This is a genomic window from Colwellia sp. SU-HH01217, assembly GCF_057543495.1.
The window spans coordinates 1-18,830 of sequence record NZ_BAAJLX010000020.1 but is presented as its reverse complement, the minus strand read 5'-3'; the positions used below and the strand labels follow the sequence as shown (position 1 = coordinate 18,830).

15 protein-coding genes are annotated in these 18,830 nt (G+C 36.6%); 9 read left to right on the top strand and 6 right to left on the bottom strand.

The features are described 5' to 3' along the window. Positions 1-6: 6 nt before the first annotated feature. The 4 genes from AC27G3_RS17200 to AC27G3_RS17185 are packed head-to-tail and all read left to right on the top strand — an operon-like array spanning position 7 to position 4,889. Entirely contained in the window at positions 7-468 is a 462-nt protein-coding gene (locus AC27G3_RS17200; protein ID WP_487123713.1) for a pilus assembly PilX family protein, read from the top strand. A 9-nt stretch (positions 469-477) separates the two neighbouring features. Next, positions 478-4,071, top strand: coding sequence for a pilus assembly protein (locus AC27G3_RS17195; protein WP_487123711.1), 3,594 nt, complete (start codon positions 478-480; stop codon positions 4,069-4,071). Position 4,072: 1 nt separating this feature from the next. Further along, the gene (locus AC27G3_RS17190; RefSeq protein ID WP_487123709.1) at positions 4,073-4,534 is read left to right on the top strand and encodes a type IV pilin protein; all 462 of its coding nucleotides are present in this window, start codon (positions 4,073-4,075) and stop codon (positions 4,532-4,534) included. Between the two features lie 4 nt (positions 4,535-4,538). Then, entirely contained in the window at positions 4,539-4,889 is a 351-nt protein-coding gene (locus AC27G3_RS17185) for a TapY2 family type IVa secretion system protein (protein WP_487123707.1), read from the top strand. 94 nt (positions 4,890-4,983) lie between these two features. Here AC27G3_RS17185 and AC27G3_RS17180 read toward each other — a convergent pair whose 3' ends face one another. From AC27G3_RS17180 to nadE, 3 genes are all read right to left on the bottom strand, one after another. Then, complete coding sequence (locus AC27G3_RS17180) at positions 4,984-5,583, bottom strand: GspH/FimT family pseudopilin (protein ID WP_487123705.1); 600 nt, start codon at positions 5,581-5,583, stop codon at positions 4,984-4,986. A 107-nt stretch (positions 5,584-5,690) separates the two neighbouring features. Further along, positions 5,691-6,260, bottom strand: a complete 570-nt coding sequence (locus AC27G3_RS17175; RefSeq protein WP_487123704.1) for a GspH/FimT family pseudopilin — start codon at positions 6,258-6,260, stop codon at positions 5,691-5,693. A gap of 99 nt (positions 6,261-6,359) precedes the next feature. Then, the gene (nadE, locus tag AC27G3_RS17170) at positions 6,360-7,193 is read right to left on the bottom strand and encodes an ammonia-dependent NAD(+) synthetase (RefSeq protein ID WP_487123702.1); all 834 of its coding nucleotides are present in this window, start codon (positions 7,191-7,193) and stop codon (positions 6,360-6,362) included. Positions 7,194-7,371: 178 nt separating this feature from the next. Between nadE and glnB the strand changes: the two genes are divergently transcribed. Beyond that, positions 7,372-7,710 carry a nitrogen regulatory protein P-II gene (gene glnB, locus AC27G3_RS17165; protein WP_487123700.1) on the top strand — a complete coding sequence of 113 codons (339 nt, stop codon included), beginning with the start codon at positions 7,372-7,374 and terminating at the stop codon, positions 7,708-7,710. 118 nt (positions 7,711-7,828) lie between these two features. Here glnB and AC27G3_RS17160 read toward each other — a convergent pair whose 3' ends face one another. Next, positions 7,829-8,587, bottom strand: coding sequence for an outer membrane protein assembly factor BamD (locus AC27G3_RS17160; RefSeq protein ID WP_487123698.1), 759 nt, complete (start codon positions 8,585-8,587; stop codon positions 7,829-7,831). A gap of 162 nt (positions 8,588-8,749) precedes the next feature. Here AC27G3_RS17160 and rluD point away from each other — a divergent pair, with 162 nt between their 5' ends. The 3 genes from rluD (at position 8,750) to clpB (ending at position 13,235) form a co-directional block, all read left to right on the top strand. Further along, a complete protein-coding gene (rluD, locus tag AC27G3_RS17155; protein WP_487123696.1) occupies positions 8,750-9,724 on the top strand; it encodes a 23S rRNA pseudouridine(1911/1915/1917) synthase RluD in 975 nt (324 codons plus the stop codon). Further along, complete coding sequence (gene pgeF / locus AC27G3_RS17150; RefSeq protein WP_487123694.1) at positions 9,705-10,517, top strand: peptidoglycan editing factor PgeF; 813 nt, start codon at positions 9,705-9,707, stop codon at positions 10,515-10,517. The genes rluD and pgeF overlap by 20 nt, the downstream gene beginning before the upstream one ends. Before the next feature lie 147 nt (positions 10,518-10,664). Beyond that, positions 10,665-13,235: an ATP-dependent chaperone ClpB gene (gene clpB, locus AC27G3_RS17145; protein WP_487123692.1), complete on the top strand. Its 2,571-nt coding sequence runs from the start codon at positions 10,665-10,667 to the stop codon at positions 13,233-13,235. Positions 13,236-13,305: 70 nt separating this feature from the next. Here the strand turns inward: clpB and AC27G3_RS17140 are convergent, their stop codons facing one another. Beyond that, positions 13,306-13,752, bottom strand: a complete 447-nt coding sequence (locus AC27G3_RS17140) for a DUF4124 domain-containing protein (protein ID WP_487123691.1) — start codon at positions 13,750-13,752, stop codon at positions 13,306-13,308. A gap of 336 nt (positions 13,753-14,088) precedes the next feature. Here AC27G3_RS17140 and AC27G3_RS17135 point away from each other — a divergent pair, with 336 nt between their 5' ends. After that, on the top strand, positions 14,089-14,595 hold the full coding sequence (locus AC27G3_RS17135; RefSeq protein WP_487123689.1) for a PEP-CTERM sorting domain-containing protein: 507 nt from the start codon (positions 14,089-14,091) through the stop codon (positions 14,593-14,595). Positions 14,596-15,123: 528 nt separating this feature from the next. Here the strand turns inward: AC27G3_RS17135 and AC27G3_RS17130 are convergent. Next, the gene (locus tag AC27G3_RS17130; RefSeq protein ID WP_487123687.1) at positions 15,124-18,246 is read right to left on the bottom strand and encodes a S8 family serine peptidase; all 3,123 of its coding nucleotides are present in this window, start codon (positions 18,244-18,246) and stop codon (positions 15,124-15,126) included. Positions 18,247-18,830: the final 584 nt, after the last annotated feature.

The following is an 18,830-nucleotide window of genomic DNA, read 5'->3' as shown; positions in this document are numbered from 1 at the left end:
AATAATATGATTACAAACATAAAACATGAACAAGGTTTTGTTTTAGTTGTTGCCTTAGTTTTTTTAATTGCGTTAACGGGAGTGGCTTCTGCATTGATGTTGAATACGACATCTGATATGAAAATGTCAGGAGCAAGTCAAGAAAAAGTACTAGCGATGCAAGAAGCTGTAGGCACAGTAGATCAAAGCATTTTAGTAGGACAAAATGGCAATCTTTTTCAAAGTATAGTTTTACCTGAAAATGGTTTAGCTATTGGTGTTGCTGCTGAAAACACTACAGCGACGATGACACGTGAGGATTACCCTGGTTATGTAGAATGTCCTCATCTTGACCCTTCAATCGCCGATGATACAGAAGGTACAGATTGTAATGTATTAAGAATTACCGTAGTTAAAAACTATGGTAATAATGAATCCAGTACCGTTACTTTAAATACGGCTATTGCTCAGCAGTTGAATGCAAATTAGGAGAGTATAATGAAGAAGTTAGTAATAGGTTGTATTCTAGGTGTTTCTTGTTATTCAATGGCTGAAGACATTGAACTATATGTGGGTGATAAATCACAGCGTACAGGTTCTAATCCTAAGGTTCTCATTATTTTTGATAACTCAGGAAGTATGGAAAGTAACAGTCTAACGGCAAAAACTGCTTATAATCCAGGCACAGATTACCCAGCTTTAGATGGTTATTCAATAAGTGGAAATGATATATATTACGCTAAAGATTTTGGTGCTGGAGACTCACTTCCAATACCTGATGATACGAATGAAAATCGTCGATTTGCATTAGCTAAAAATGGCTGCGCTTCGTCATGGGAAATTTTAAATACAGTGGGTTTTTATACTGGATATATTCGCGATTATAAATATCACGGAGCGTCAGGTGCATGGGAAGGTATACCTGATACAAATGGTTCCAATATTGATGTAATCGATTGTCATGCAGATATGTCTTCAGAGGATATACGTAACGCATCTGGTATGGATGACGGTCTTCCGGTCGATACATTAGGAACGGAAGCCAGTCCTATCTATTATAGTGCATTAAATGATCCCAGTGGTTCTCGTCCATCATTTAACACAGGTGAGTTAGTCACCTTATATACCGCCAATTATTTACGTTGGGCACAAGCAGAAGCCGCAGATATTGGTACAACTTCATATACTCGCCTAGAAGTCGCACAGCAAGCTATTTCAGATTTTATTGTTGCAAATCCTAATTTTGATTTCGGTTTACAAATATTTAATTATAACTACAGTGGTGAAAACACTCGTGATGGTGGACGGGTAGTTTTTGGCATACAAGATATGACTGTTGACGCTAAAACCGAAGTTTTGGATATTATTAATAACCAATTAGATGGCGAAACGAATACGCCCCTTTGTGAGTCCTTGTATGAAGCTAGTTTATACTTCGGTGGTAAAGCCGTTGATTATGGTGATAACGACTCAAATAGAAGTGGTTATACGGCGAATACTCCACCTAGAGATGAAAGCATTGAAAATGGTAGTAATTACAAAAGCCCATATGATTGTAGTAAAGAAATCTACACTATTTTAATTACAGATGGCAATCCTACAGTTGATCGTGCTGCGGATGATGAAGTTATGGCGCTCGACGGTGTTGCCGATACTGCGATTACTTACAGCACAAGTGGTGAAGGGTCAGTAACAAGTTTTCTCGCTCCTTTAGCATATTATATGCGTACCCATGATCTAGTTACAGGTGAAGCGGCGGAGCCAAATGATATAGCCACTGAAAATTTTTCAAAAATAAGAAACTCCACCTTATCAACAATTGGTTTTGGTTTTGCAACAGCAGAAATTGAAGAGAATGATCCTCCAGGTGTTAAATTACTAAAAGATGCTGCCAGTAAAGGTGGAGGAAAGTATTATGCCGCGAATGATCCTAGTGGTTTAAAAGAATCATTAGCATTTATAGGCTCTGAAATTTCTGAAAACTATGGCTCTTTTACTTCTCCTGCGGTAGCAACAAATAACTTTGACCGTACAGAAACATTAAACTCTATATATTATGCAATGTTTTTACCTAATAAAGGACCACGGTGGTCAGGTAATATTAAAAAGTTAAACGTTGCAGGTACTGGAATTACAGATAAAAATGATGTTAATGCTATTGATGAAAATGGCAATATATCAGATGGTGCTACTACAGTATGGACAACAGGATCTCCTGATGGCAATGAAGTAAACCAAGGTGGTGTTGCTCAAATGCTACGAACTAAACATTCTGCTGGTGTTACTACCCGTAAATTTTTAAGCGATGTTAAGTTAGATGCCAATAATAATTTATTACCATTAACAAGAGCAAATGCCCTTACGACTTATAATACAACAGAAGATTTAGCTGCAGAGCTGAATGTAATTGATGATCCTGCACATCAAAATATTGATGACATGTTAGCTTGGGCAAAAGGTGAAAATATCGACCAAGTTGAGTTAGAAGACGGCAGTATACCGACAATGCGATATGACGTTATGGGAGACCCACTACATTCAAAGCCGCTCGTTATTAATTATGGTAGTGATGCAGAAAATGCAGATATTCGTATTATTGTAGGAACAAATGCAGGAGTATTGCATATGTTTAGTGATAGTGGTGACTCTGTAGATGAAGCTTGGGCATATATGCCAAAAGAATTTATTAAGAATATTAGTGCCTTTCGAGAAAACTTTCCTTCATCTGAAAAAAAATATGGTATTGATGGTTCAGCAACCGTTTACATATCTGATGTTGATGGTGACGGAGCTATAGATGAAGGTACTGATAAGGCTTGGTTGTTCTTCGGCTTAAGGCGAGGAGGCAACCATTATTACGCCATAGATATTTCATATAAAGATGACCCCAAATTTATGTGGCGAAGAACCTATGATGGTATGGGGCAATCTTGGTCGCAGCCAAAAGTGGTTTTTTCAAAAATTAATGTCGATGGTGATTCAGCAAAACCGGTATTAGTCTTTGGTTCAGGATATTCAACAGCTAAAGATAGTGCAGGTATCGGTGGTGATGATATTGCAGGGCTTGGCATTTATATGGTGGATGCTGAAACTGGGGACCCATTATGGAGATTGCACCCAACGGCAAGTTCAATTACAACCGTATTTTCAGGCACTGATAGTATTCCTTCGACAATAGCAACGTTAGATGGTGATTCTGATGGTTATGTTGATCGTTTATATACTGGTGATACGGGAGGCAATGTCTGGCGAGTAGATATGCCAGGGACAACAATTGCTGATTGGACTGTGGTGAAACTAGCATCATTAGGAGGTTCAGACTCTAATGCTAACGATAGACGATTTTTCAGTCGGCCTACAATTGTAAGAGCATTAATTACTGAAACCGTTGAATCAACAGTTGAAAAATATGATGAAGAAACTGGTACGACAATAACGACGACTCAAATTGATCAATTTAAGAAACCTTATGAAGCGATTCTTTTAGGTAGTGGCGATGTAACTAATCCGGTTGGGACTGACACCGAAGATAAGTTTTTTATGGTGAAAGATGAAAATATTATTACTGAGTCGTTAACTGGTGCTGCAGTTCCTGAGTTGATTGAAATAGATGATTTAAAAGACTACACATTAAACCCATTTGAAGGGCTTGAAGGGGATGAGCTAATTGCTGAACAAATTCTAGCCAGTGAGAAGTCGGGTTGGTATATCAGCTTTGGAAATGCATCGGGTGAGAAAAGTATGTCATCGGCAGCGGTAAGATCAGGCGTTGTTTATTTTAATAGCTTTACTCCTACACCACCTGCAGATGGCGATAGCTGTAGTGTATTTGGCGGTGGAGCAGCTTTATATGCGGTTGATCTTGAATTAGGAATTAATATTTACGATTGGCGAAAAATAATTACAGGTTATAACCCTCCAGGTGACCCAGTATTTGTGAGAGTGCCAGATCCTGATTTTGTTCCTGATCCTCTTAATCCTGACGCACCACCTCCAATGAAGACGTTTATTCCTCAAGGAGAGGGTGTGTTTACTAAAGATGATACCGGACCTAAAACGATAAGAACATACCTCTATACAACGGAGAAATAGAATGATGTATAGCCTGATAAAAATGCAGAAAGTATTAGCGAAAAAAAGGTTAACTAGGTTTAATCAAGTAAAAGGCTTTACTTTAATGGAATTAATGATAGTGGTTGCAATTGTTGGAATTTTAGCAACAATTGCATACCCTAGCTACAGTGAGTATATTTGGCGCTCTAATCGTACCGAGGCCCAGAGAGAATTAGTTAGCTTAGCCAACTTACAAGAGCAATTATTTGTAGATCAAAGAGCATATACAACTGATATGACGGTGCTCGGCGCTCCAGCGAGTCCTTACTTGGTACCAAGAGATCAAGCAAATAAATGGTATAGCATTTCATCAACAGTTGCAGGCAGAACCTTTATATTAACTGCTACAGCACAAGGTATACAGCTAAAAGATACCGACTGTTTAACGATGACAATTAATGAAGTTGGATTAAAAACACCTACTACTGGTTGTTGGGAGTGATTAAATGAAAAATTTACTATTGAATAAAGTTGGAATTATAGGCGTTTCTTTTTTAATTCCACTTTGCAGTATTAGTGTACATGCTAGTACGAAATATCATAAGAATGAGCTACCAATACGAACCTATGATTATAAATGCCATGTTAATCTCTTAGGAGGAATTGACACGGTACACTTTGTTAATTCACCTCTGACCGATTTAAATGAGATAGCAGCCTCAATAGTAGGAAAGACGATTAATCCCGCTTTTCTGAAAAACAAAACCAAGGTTTATAAAGTGGTTGAATGTGTAAAGCTTCATGATGAATTTAACAGTGATGTTTCAAAAAAAGTAGATAGTGAAACAGTACGTTAAGTTTGTTTGAATGAACCTTGATATGGTTGAAATTAGCGCATAAAAAAAGACTATTCATTTATTGAATAGTCTTTTTTTATGCGATTAGTTTGTGCTAAATAGCACAAATAATACTTGTAGGAGGGTTACCAATAAATTCGTCTACTTCATCTCCATCAAGGTCGCTACTAACACTTGCTCTTCCACTAGCACTTATAGTAACTCCTCTATTGAATTGAGCCTGATGATCTGGGCAGTAACTAAAGTTTCCGTTTGTAGTTGAAATTAATCCCGTAGCTTCATAAGTAACAGGATCATTGTTTGAGTATTCTAAATTATCACTTTGATGAATAGCTTCTTTAACTTTAACTAAGGTTTCACCGGCATCAAATTGATTATTGTCATTTAAGTCAATAAAGACACTTAACTGACCAGTCCAGTCAGTTGTGCATGCATTTGATGCTAAAGGACATAGTGTTGTAGTTTCTCCCATATTAATTGCGGTATTCCTAGCCGTTAGTATTAAACGTTGCATCTCAGATACTTCGTTATCCACCCGCATTCTTATAAGAAAATCGCTTAAATTTGGTAAAGCTACTGTGGCAATGATCCCCAGCATTGCAACTCCTACCATCAGCTCAATAAGTGTAAAACCTTTTACAACTTTATGAACGATATTTTTTTTTAAAACTCTTGTATTGCTTGAATTTAACATTAGAAAACAACCTACAACAACTGATGCAACATATTGATAACAGTTATACCATTTTTGGTTATTTACAGCTAGTAGTTAAATATCGACTAAAATGAACTATTAATCGACTAATCTATTCGGCAAGTAATTTCATTCCCATTTCTAATTTCGTCCTTACCGTCAAGATCTATATCTGTCGAAGGGTAGAAACGACCAGATGTGGCAATAACAATAGCACGTGAAAGCTCAGTATTATGTTCAGGACAATATTTTAGTGTACCATTTGAGCCCCAGCCAGTTGTTCGTCCAGTGGCTGCAAATTTAATTTTCTTTCTAAATAAGCCATATTGCAGTTTGTCGTTAATTTTAGCGGGAGATTTAATACGTATAATAACCTCATTTAATTCAGGGCTGTAAATACTGTCATCATTTATATCTACGAAAACAATAATATTATTTTGCCAATCAGTCGTGCAGTGAGAGTTATTATCGATGGGACAGAGGGTGACATCTCGATTAGCGTTAATTGCGCTATTGCGTGCAGTAAGTAGCAAGCGATGTAGCTGAGATATCTCATTATCAACACGCATTTTAACAATGAACTCATTAAAATTTGGAATAACGATTGCGGCAACAATGGCCACAATACTGACCGATATCATAAGTTCAATTAATGTAAATCCATTACATTTTTTCATAAAGCACCATTCCTTGATGACTATAATTATTTCTTACATATTAACTATAGTCATCAAAAAGCGGCTTGCATAATTATTTATTGAGAGTCAATAAATGGTTTATGAGTAAATAGTTGGTATAGCATGACGTTTATGTTGGGTTTTATTGTAAATAGCGATAATCAGGTCATTTACTTCTTGAGTAACCTGTTTACCTTCTAAAAAATCGTCGAGTTGATCATAACTAATACCTAATGCATCTTCATCTTTTTTCCCTGGAGCTAGATCTTCTAAGTCCGCAGTGGGAGCTTTATCAACAAGTACACTTGGTGCACCTAACGCACATGCTAATTGTCTAACTTGTCGCTTAGATAAGCCAAACAAAGGAGCTAAGTCACAAGCGCCATCTCCCCATTTAGTGAAAAAACCAGTGATATTTTCTGCAGAGTGATCTGTGCCTAATACGAGTCCGCCCACGATACCTGCAATATGGTATTGAGTAACCATCCTCGCACGGGCTTTAACGTTACCTTTTGAAAAGTCTATTTGTTCTTCACTTTGCGTTAATGTGTCTGCGGCTTTTAACGCTGAGATCACTTCATTGTGAATACCATTTACTCCATTAAGTACATTTGTCGTTAGGCATTTACTTGGTTGAATAAAGTCGACCGCTAATTGAGCGTCATTCTCATCGGCTTGCACGCCGAAAGGTAGTCTTACCGCAATAAACTGATAATCATTTGCATTATTTTCTTGGTTCAATTCATTAATGGCTAGTTGAGCTAAACGCCCGCAAGTTGATGAATCTACGCCACCACTAATGCCAAGTACCAATGTTTTAAGTGTCGAGTTTATTAATTGCTTTTTAATGAATGCAATACGACGTGAAATCTCGAATTGTTCATCTATATGCGGTAACACTTTCATTTCTTCAATAATAAATTGCGAGTTCATATTCAGCCTAAAAGTTGATTTAACAGTTGTTAACTAGTGTACCAAATACTGCTGTGATTACAGATACCAAATCAAGTCGGAATGAGTTTTTTTCTTCATATGTAAGAAATATGTACAAAAAAAGCAGAATTTTATATATCCTTAGTAGCATAAATTAAAGATTTACTGGTAACTCTTGATGAAAAAAATAGAAGCAATAATTAAACCTTTTAAAATGGATGATGTAAGGGAAGCATTAGGTGAAATTGGTATCACTGGTATGACTGTTTCTGAAGTAAAAGGATTTGGTCGTCAAAAAGGTCATACTGAATTATATCGTGGTGCAGAGTATATGGTTGATTTTTTACCTAAGGTAAAACTTGAAATCGTCGTACCAACGGAAGATGTAGAGCGCTGTGTTAATGCTATTTTAGAAACAGCACAAACCGGAAAAATTGGTGATGGTAAAATTTTCATTACCAGTGTTGAGCGTGTTATTCGTATTCGTACAGGTGAAGAAAATGAGTCAGCGATTTAATTGTTGATATTATTGCTAAGTAACCTTTTCAAAATACAAGTTAAGTAGAAATTAAAAAGCCGATAATAATTAAATAATTATTATCGGCTTTTTATAAATATGTTCTCAGTACAACACGTTAATCTATTAATGAATTCTCAGGGTAGTTAGCAGCTAACACTTGCATTGCATTTATTTTTAACTCTTCAAGCCCAAGTTCATCATAGCTTTCAATCATAATCTCTAAAGCTTCTTCAACCTCAGCACTTGGTGCAAAGTACTCGACAATATATCGTCCTCTGTTGGCCGCTGAGGCAAACGCTTCACGTTTAATATAATATCTTGCAACGGCAAGTTCATATTGAGCCAGTCTAGATTTAATTTTAATCATCCGTTTACGTGAATCCGCAGCATATTTACTACTAGGGTATTCATCAACAATTTTTCTAAAATCGTTAAAAGCTTCTTTCGCAGATGAAGGATCTCTGTTTGAGCGATCAATCCCAGCCATATCTTGGAATAAGTTGGTTTCTGTAGATTCGTTAATGAGTGCTCTCATGTAATAAACATAATCTATATTTGGGTGATTAGGGTTAAGTTTCAAAAATCTGTCGGTTAAGGCAATACCTTGATCTGCGTCGCCACTTTTATAGTAAGCGTATATTAAATCAAGTTGAACTTGGTGTGATATTGGACCAAAAGGAAATCTCGAATCAATTGCCGATAAGGTTTGAATCGCTTTTTGGTATAAGCCGTTGTCTAATGCTGCGCGAGCATCAACAAAAAGCGCTTGTGCTGATTTATCTGGTACTTTATCTATATCACTATCTGAAGAAGAACAGCCGACAAGGCTAAGTAATATTGTAAGAAAGATAATTTTTATTGTCATTTTTTCCATAAACTTCGGATCACTACACTGTTTTAGTTAAAATAAATATCAAACACCCGCATAAACGGGTAAAATAATCTCTGGCATTCTACCCTAGCATTCTTTCCTTGCACAGCGCTAATGCCAAATTGATTAACGAAACCAAGCTAAAGAGAGTTAAAAGAGAGTTTAATGGCTGAAATAATACAACATAAAGATACTGTTCCTGATTCATGTTTGGGCAAACGTTTAGACCAAACTTTGGCTGAAATGTTCCCAGATTATTCACGTTCGCGTTTAAAAGAATGGATTGTAGCAGGGCTTGTTCAAGTTAATGGTGAAGTGTTAACTCGTGCTAGAGAAAAAATGTTCGGTGGTGAGCAAATAGCAATAAATGCTGAAGTTGAAGCTGAAGAACGCTTTGACGCACAAAATATTCCACTCAATATCGTTTATGAAGATGATGATATTTTAGTAATTAACAAACCTGCAGGACTTGTTGTCCATCCCGGAGCAGGTAATCCTGATGGTACTGTATTAAATGCATTGTTGCATTATTGTCCACAAGTTGCTGTAGTGCCAAGAGCAGGTATTGTGCATCGACTAGATAAAGATACTACCGGATTAATGGTGGTTGCTAAAACTATCGCAGCTCAAACTAATTTAGTGGAAGCATTACAGGCACGTGAAATTACGCGTGAATATGAAGCTATCGCTAATGGGTTGATGACTGCTGGTGGTGTTGTTGATGAACCGATAGGCAGACATGCAACAAAGCGAACAAATATGGCGGTGACTTTTTCAGGACGCCCATCGGTAACTCATTATCGCGTGCTAGAAAAATATCGTTTACATACTCGCTTACGTTTACGTTTAGAAACTGGGCGAACTCATCAAATACGTGTACATATGGCACATATTACACACCCGTTAGTGGGCGATCCAAACTATGGTGGGCGTCCACGTCCACCTAAAAATGCGACACCGGAGTTACTTGAAGTTTTAAGAGGTTTTAAACGCCAAGCATTGCATGCAGCAATGCTATCTTTGTTTCACCCTATTACCGGTGAAGAAATGACTTGGTATGCGGATATTCCTGATGATTTATTAAATTTAACCAAAATCTTAAGGGAAGATACAAAGCTAAATGCTACTGAAGAATATTAATCCCTATCTTCACCCTGTAATTTGGCCAGCACATAATGTGCTGGCTTTTACGACTACTCGTTATCATCCTTCAACTGAATTAGCTCCTAATAAGATTTCCAATAAAAAGTTCAGTAAGTATTCAGCGTTCAACCTTGGCGATCATGTTGGTGATGATCATCAATGTGTTATGAAAAACCGAGCTTCTTTATCCGATTTTTTGTCATTATCAACACGTATTCAATGGTTTGAACAGGTACATGGAGTAGATGTCGCTCAAATTACTTGTTATTCAGAAAAGCCTGTTACTGCTGATGCCGCAATTACTTCAGACATGAATATAGCATTAGCAATGATGACCGCAGATTGCTTGCCAATTGTATTGTCGAGTAAATACGGTGATGAAATTGCTGCCATTCATGGTGGTTGGCGACCACTGGTTGGTAATATTATTGCTAACACTGTTAATCAGATGCAATGTAGTAATGAAGATATTTTTGCATGGTTAGGACCCTGTATCGGGGCGGATAAATTTGAAGTAGGTGACGATGTAAAAGATCAGTTTGTGAAACAATCAAAAATTTTTGAACATGCTTTTAATGAAAAGAAAAATTCAAAGAAAAGTGAAACACCAAAGCAGCCACGTAAATACTTAGCTGATTTAGCATTAATCGCAAAATTACAGCTTAATCAACTTGCTATTAAAAATATTGACCATTTATCACATTGCACTTTTACTCGAGAAACAGAGTATTTTTCATATAGAAGAGATGGTCAAACAGGTCGAATGGCAACGATTATTTGTCGCACCTAATCACTAATAATAAGTCAGTGACATTTAAAAATAGTTATATCAAATTAGTCGACTAGATTAGTACATGGTTTATTAAAAACTTGAAAAACTATTTTATTACCCTTATTTATTATTTAAGAGTACATATTTGTACGTTAGGAGATAATTATGCGGTTAGATCGTTTTACTCAATCATTTCAAGTAGCCATTTCTGATGCTAACTCTATTGCATTAGGGCGAGATCACCAGTTTATTGAGCCGACACATTTAATGTTGGCATTACTTAATCAAAATGCAAATACTGTTGTCCCACTTTTTAAAAGTGCTGGCATAGATATTAGAAGTTTACGTACTCAAATTGAAACAGCCGTTAATTCTTTAGCAAAAGTTGAAGGGATAGGTGGTGATGTGCAGCTTTCTTCTGCGCTAGGTAATCTGCTTAACTTATGTGATAAATACGCTCAAAAATTAGGAGATAAGTTTATTTCTTCTGAAGTTTTTGTACTTGCTGCTCTAGAAGATAAAGGGGCTCTCGGCCAAGCATTAAAATCTCTTGGCGCTAATGAACAGAGAATGAAAGATGCCATTGCTCATATTCGCGGTGGAGAAAGTGTTGATGAGCCTAACGCAGAAGACAATCGACAGGCCTTATCTAAATATACGATCGATTTAACAGAACTTGCTGAACAAGGGAAGCTTGATCCCGTTATTGGTCGCGATGATGAAATCCGTCGCACCTTACAAGTATTACAGCGTAGAACGAAAAATAACCCCGTACTTATTGGTCACCCAGGTGTTGGAAAAACTGCCATTGTTGAAGGTTTGGCACAGCGTATTGTTAATTTAGAAGTACCTGAAGGTTTGAAAAATAAAAAAGTTTTATCATTAGATATGGCGGCATTGATCGCAGGAGCAAAATATCGTGGAGAGTTTGAAGAGCGCCTTAAAGCTGTATTAAACGAATTAGCTAAAGAAGAAGGGCAAGTCATTCTTTTTATTGATGAATTGCATACGATGGTAGGCGCTGGAAAGTCAGATGGTGCTATGGATGCAGGTAACATGTTAAAACCCGCACTTGCTCGTGGCGATTTACACTGTGTTGGTGCAACAACTTTAGATGAATATCGACAATATATTGAGAAAGATGCTGCGTTAGAGCGTCGTTTTCAAATAGTATTGGTAGATGAACCAAGTGTTGAAGATACCGTTGCTATTTTGCGTGGCTTAAAAGAGCGTTATGAACTGCATCATAATGTTGATATAACTGATCCTGCCATAGTTGCGGCAGCTACTTTGTCTCATCGTTATATTAGTGATCGACAATTACCTGATAAAGCGATTGATTTAATTGACGAAGCTGCTTCAAGTATTCGTTTACAAATGGATTCTAAACCAGAGGATCTTGACCGATTAGAGCGCCGTTTAGTTCAACTTAAGTTAGAAAAAAAATCCCTTGAAAAAGAGCCAGATGATGCTTCAATGAAACGTCTCGCACTCATTTCTCAAGAAATAACCAGTTCACAAAACAGCTATGATGAACTTGATGAAATCTGGAATACAGAAAAAGCTGCATTGCATGGCACTCAAGCGATTAAAGAAGATTTAGAACAGGTTCGAATTGAGTTAGAAGCAGCCAGAAGAGCGGGGGATTTAAATTTAATGGCTGAATTGCAATATGGCAAACTGCCTGAATTGGAAACTCAATTAGACTTAGCTACTCAAGCGGAAATGCTAGAAATGACTTTATTAACCAATAAAGTCACAGAGGTTGAAATTGCAGATGTATTGAGTCGGGCTACCGGTATACCTGTATCAAAAATGTTAGAAGAAGAACGTGATAAATTATTGGGTATGGAGCAACAATTACATCAACGAGTTATTGGGCAATCTGAAGCGGTGATGTCAGTATCAAACGCTATAAGGCGTTCACGTGCTGGGTTAGCAGATCCAAACCAACCCATAGGCTCATTTTTATTTCTTGGACCAACAGGGGTCGGTAAAACGGAATTAACAAAAGCGCTCGCTAATTTTATGTTTGACAGTGAAGATTCGCTAATACGTGTAGATATGTCTGAATTTATGGAGAAACATTCAGTTGCTCGTTTAGTAGGAGCGCCTCCTGGCTATGTGGGTTATGAAGAAGGCGGTTATTTAACAGAAGCTGTAAGACGTAAACCCTACTCTGTTATTTTATTAGATGAAGTTGAAAAAGCACACCCCGATGTTTTTAACATATTATTGCAAGTCCTAGATGATGGCCGTTTAACAGATGGTCAAGGAAGAACTGTAGACTTTAAAAACACTGTTATTATTATGACTTCAAATATTGGCTCCGATATTATTCAAAGTTTCGGCGATGATAATCAATACGAGGCCATGAAGATGAGTGTTATGGTCGAGGTGAGTAAACACTTTAAACCAGAATTTATTAATAGAATTGATGAATCAGTGGTCTTTCATCCACTATTATCGGAACAAATTCAACAAATAGCTGCTATCCAAATTGACGCATTAGTAAAAAGGCTAGCGGAAAGAGATATTGAATTGCTGGTTTCACCGGCTGCATTAAAGTTAATTTCTGATGCCGGCTTTGACCCAATTTTTGGAGCAAGACCGTTAAAAAGAGCAATACAACAAGGCATTGAAAATCCATTAGCTCAAAAGATATTAGCGGGAGATTATTCTTCAAATAAAGTGATTAATGTCGATGAGCGAGAAGGAGAATTAGTTTTTCTATAAATAAGCGTGTTGATTCTTTAACTATTAATAAGCTCGCAATTAATAGTTAAAGAACATTTAATTTAAAAAATTAATTTGAAGGTTCGCAATAAATATCTAGGTGTTTTTTATTTATCTCAAGCTGTTCAGTGATTTCCTCACCGGTTAATAACTTTTCGTTGCCATTTTCATCTTGCATTAAAACCTTTTTAAAGTTTGACAGCATTTTTTGATTAGCTTGAGCAGACTGGCAGTTTTCTTCAAACATTTTTTTATTTTTTTCTGCTTGAGCTAAACGCAGCTCTTCATTTTTTTTGTCATCTTCTGTTTTTTGTTCCTCTGCAGTTTCTTCTGAACCCGTAGCATTGGAAGAATAAGCTACTTGAATATCAACTTCAGTGGCTTCTTTATTAGCAGGGTGTGAATGACTAAAATGCACGACACCTTTATCATCAACCCATTTATAAATAGAAACCTCTGAGGCAACTACAGAACTTGCTAGTACTAAAGCTAAACATCCTAAAACTTTAATGCGCATTAATTTAATCCTAATCTTCATGAGATAACTGTTTTATAACAATTAAAAGAGTGTACACATTTTTTTTTATAATTTCTTGTTTCCTTGAAATAAATATCAGGTCCTTATTTATAAATAGATACATTAAGTACAAGACTTATAATCATAACTCTTTAATACTGTCGTATTTTTTTACACTATAAAAAGTATCTCGACACTTAGTGTTAATTGAAAGTAAAACCAAGGCTATCTAACTGTTATTTAAGTATAAATATATTATGGTTTGTTTATTGCTTTACAACTGTGTTGCAATATTATTTTGCCCTTCAATAAATAACAATAGAAATAGGAAGTAATATGTTTAGTAAGTATTTGTTAAAAACGTTTTTCGCGTTTTCATTAGTTTTTAGTTTTTCTGGTGTGGCTAATGCTACGTTAATCACTCAAAATATCGTCTCTGAGGCTGATGGTGTAATTGGCCATGTATCAGTAAATATTGATAATGCTGAAGACTTTGGTGGTTATGGTATTGTTTCAACGTGGACTGAGTTTGAGTTTTTTGGCATTGATATGCTCGATCAAGGTTTAGATAACCCTTTGTTTGAAGCTGTGGTTGATTTAGCTGATTTATCATTGGGTTTAGTTTCTTTAGATTTTGATCTAAATGATGTTTTTGGTGCATTTGCATGGAATGGCTTTATTGATGTTGATTTTGGTGGAGCTGTTGATGTTTTTGATACAAGTATCGCTTATTTTGCTGATGATGTTAGTTTCGGCCAAGTAGCTGTTGTACCTGAACCTACTGCTTTTATTTTATTCTTTACTGGTTTGTTAGGTTTAATGGCTCGTCGTAAAATGAGCTAAAAAATTATTGCGAACAGTAATAGTTAGACCTACCAATATTTAAAGCTTTACATTTGTAAGGCTTTTTTTATAGCCTATTTTCAAGCCCCAAGCCCCAAGCCCCAAGCCCCAAGCCCCAAGCCCCAAGCCTCGTTACTACTAGTTTACTGGATGGTATACGACTTATAACAGATAAGTAATAATCTCTCTGTGTCACTTTAAGTTTTAATGGTGCATTGATTCTTTAATAGCTTCAAAAGGAAAAGGAATACCAATAAGCCAATTAACATAGAGTGATGAGAAGAGCACTGTAAAATACTATTAGATACTCTTTATCACTTCCTGGGATAAAAATAGTTACAAGAGATCAATATGAGAGATCAACATAACTATGCTTACTTAAAGAGGTAGGGTTAAAGTATTATTTGTATATTTTGATTAAGGAGGCTTATTAATCGAAGCATAGCTTATTGAAGTTTATTGAAGTTTGAGGTTACTCCAATAAAAAAGCCACCTCGGAAGGTGGCTTTAAATATTAAAAGTAATCTACTATGGATTTACTAATTCTAGTACTGATGTACCTTCAGCTTCACCTTCAGCGTTATAGTAAGTGATCCCACCCATGTATACCATACCAGGGGTTAAGTCGTTTGCCATAATCGTGGTGTAGTTATAACGACCACTAATAGCACGCTTACTTGAAATAACACGAGTTGATGAATCAGCTTGATCAGCAATCCAACCTAGCATTGTATAATCAGTTGAAGGCTCTTCACCTGTTGAGTAGCCATGAATAAAGGTAATGTATAAGTCACCAGCATCACCATTATCAGCCGCTTCAGGATTTGTAAGTATTACATCTTCATTAGAGCCTTCATTTAACGACGCATCAACTTGAGTACAACTCCACTCAACACAACGATAAACATACAAATCTAAATCAGCTCCTTCAACACTTACTAAAGCATCACGTAAGCTAAATCTTGCTACTTTGGTCCCCTCAGGAATAGTAAAACCATGGTAAGTTGTACCTGCACCTAAAAATTCAAACGATTGCGCTGGATCTTTTTCTACGTTTCCAGCTGCACCAAAAGGAGCTACTAGACCAGTAAAATCAAAAGAAGTATTGCCTGAGTAAAGCATTTTAACAGGGAAGCGATAGCGACCACGTTTCATTTCACCAGAAATTGATTTAGGTACTTCAATTTTTACCGTTGGAATTGCTTTAATTGCCAATGGTAAACGAACGCTATGTCCAGCTCCATCAGTCCAAGTAATAGAACCAAATTTCCATACATTGATTTCTGATGTTTCTGTTTTAGCAAAAGTTAAACCAAAGCTTGCATTTCCATTTGCCTCAACATCTAATGTTGTAGAAGGTGTTTCAGCACCGTTACTATCAAAGGTCGCAACCGTTACGTTAAAGCCTTCAGGCGCTTCAATAGAAGCAGTATAAGAAGATGCAACATTTGTTGCGTTACTAACTGTTCTAAATACTGTTTCGTCACCAAGTAACTCAGCAATAGCTATAGAAGGTATGTTTAATTGGCTAGCATCTCTGCTATGACCCATGTCATCTAGCTCAGCACAAGTAGTACCTCTAGCTTCAACAAAAGCGTTTTCATCTTGTCCACAAAGGAAAGCAAGATAATCACCAATATTAGCATCAAATAATAATCCTGGATCTAAAGCTGATACAGGATCAGCATGACCTGAACCAAAATCATAAGGGTCAGCTTGTGTTGTACCATCTTCTTTGGTTAAGTTTTGACGAGCTGTTGTCATAAGTGCTGACTTTATTTGAGCAGGAGTCCATGAAGCATTGGATTCTTTAAACAAAGCTGCCATGCCCGCAATATGAGGGCTAGACATAGATGTTCCTTGTAAATAGGCGAAAGAACTACCGTGTACACCTTGTAGAGGTGCTGCTGTAGTTGCCGCAAGAATTTTAACACCCGGAGCAGTAATATCTGGTTTGATAATATCGTAGGTATTTAAGTTAGGGCCACGAGAAGAAAAGTCAGCCATAATATTGCCTACTTCTACATCTTCTCCACTAACTGTTTCTTGAGATATAACTACTGTTGTTGCTAATGTATTCACACTGTCAGTTAATGCTTGACCGTCATCAAATGAAATCATCACACTTGGGATAGCAACTGCAGGATCTTCACCGCCCATCGCAAATGGGTTAGTGTCAACATATGTGTAAATAACTACTGCTGTTGCGCCAGCGTTTTGTGCGTTTACCACTTTTTCAGTGAAAGCACATGAGCCACGCGCAATAAGTGCAATTTTGCCATTTAACGCTTCAGCATTTGTTAAAGGATTATCATTACAGGCCTCTACAGGTTCAGCCAAAGCAAGTTCACCAGCAAGGTTATCCGCTAACGGAGCAAATGTTGCTGGAACAGAAAACAACTCACTTCCATTTAATGCACCAGAAGTCACTTGTAATGCATCTCCACCTACTGGTACTAAACCATCATAAGTTGAAGCTGCAACACTCGTTACCCAAGGAGCTGGAGTGCCAACAGTCTCAGCGTCTGGGCCACTATTTCCTGCCGATACAGCTACAAAGACACCAGCTTGTGTTGCGCTAAGCATTGCTGCAGTTGAAGGAATTGTTAAATCAGTAAGACTACCGCCTATTGAATAGTTAATTACATCAACACCATCAAAAACAGCTTGATCGATCGCTGCCATCGTATCGCCATAGAAACAACCTGCTTGTTTTTCACCTTCTGGAGTTTCATAGTCACTGTTCCAACATGCTTTGTATGCAGCTATTCGTGCTCTTGGAGCAATACCTGAAACATTACCTGTATTTATACCACCAACAGATGCTGCTACGTTTTCATTTCCTCCTGCGGTACCTGCTGTATGGCTACCATGACCATCAGCATCACGCGGTGAGTCAAACTCCCCAAGTTCATACTGAACAGGGTAAGTGCTTTCAAAGCTGTCTTTAAAATAACGAGCACCAATAAGCTTGTTATTACAAACAAATTCTGGGTCATTGGTGGTATCACAAGTTCCTTGCCAACCAAATGAAGAAGGATCAGAATATGAACCGTCGTCAGCAAAGCTAGGGTGTTCAGGCCAAATACCGGTATCAACAACACCAATAACGATATTTTCACCTTTAATATTCATAGCATGTTGGCCATTAGGGCCCGTTAAACCAAGAAATCTAGGTGTATTTGCAGTATTAATAATTTCAAGTCTGTCTTCCCATACACCAACGACATCAGGGTGTGACTGTAGTTGGGAAATTTGTGCTGGAGTTAATTTTGCTGTAAATCCATTATAAGTATGCTTAAAAGAATGAAGAATATTAATTGAACCAATACTACCAGCGACTCTTTCTTGTTGTTCCTGTAACGTTTGAGTATAAGCCTCCATTGCAGGTGTTAATGCATTATAGTTATTACCCGCAACACTGATTAATTGATTAGTGGGTAATAACTCACCTATATCTTGTGCATGTGCAATGGCTGTTTGACCTTTTAGTTGAACAATATAGCTACCTGCTTTTTGCTTAACGTTTAAAGGGGCACCACTTGTCTTTAATTTACTTTGATTAACTGATATTTCATTGGCTGTAACATTAGATGTAGCCGTTACTGCTAAAGTAATAAAAGCTCCCAGCATGGATCTTTTAAATTGCATTTTTCTCTCCAGTTATTATTTTTTATATTATTAGATACATAATTTACAATCCTACTAATTATCTGAAGGAGTAAATTTGTGATTGAGAGAGTGCAAAAATGATGCCTGAGTAAATAAAATGAAAATTAGCCTGTTAAATAAGGCCTATCGAAGAGAGCTTAAATTTACAGTTAAAGAATGTAAATATAGTGTAAATTAATTTTACAGGTCGAATTGTCTTATAAACAATCAGTTTATTGTTGTTTCTATATTATATTGTTTTTAATTCTGTTTTTACGTATTTTGTTGCTTTTTGTTCTGTGTATGCGAGTTAGCTTGTAAATTTTTTGTAAAATTATTGTTTTTATTTTGGTTTGTGTTGTTAAATTTTCTGACACTCGGATAAAACCTACCTATATAAAGAGAATTGTATAGTTTAGTTAAATGATTGAAATTATAAGAGAGTAGTAATAAATGCGTGAATTTATTTAAAACCTTGTACAAAGAAGACAAATTATAGATAGATAACTTTTATTATTTTTTCAAAGGTTTTTAACTAACATACACAAGCCATCAGGACAATTTACACTTTATATATTAATGGT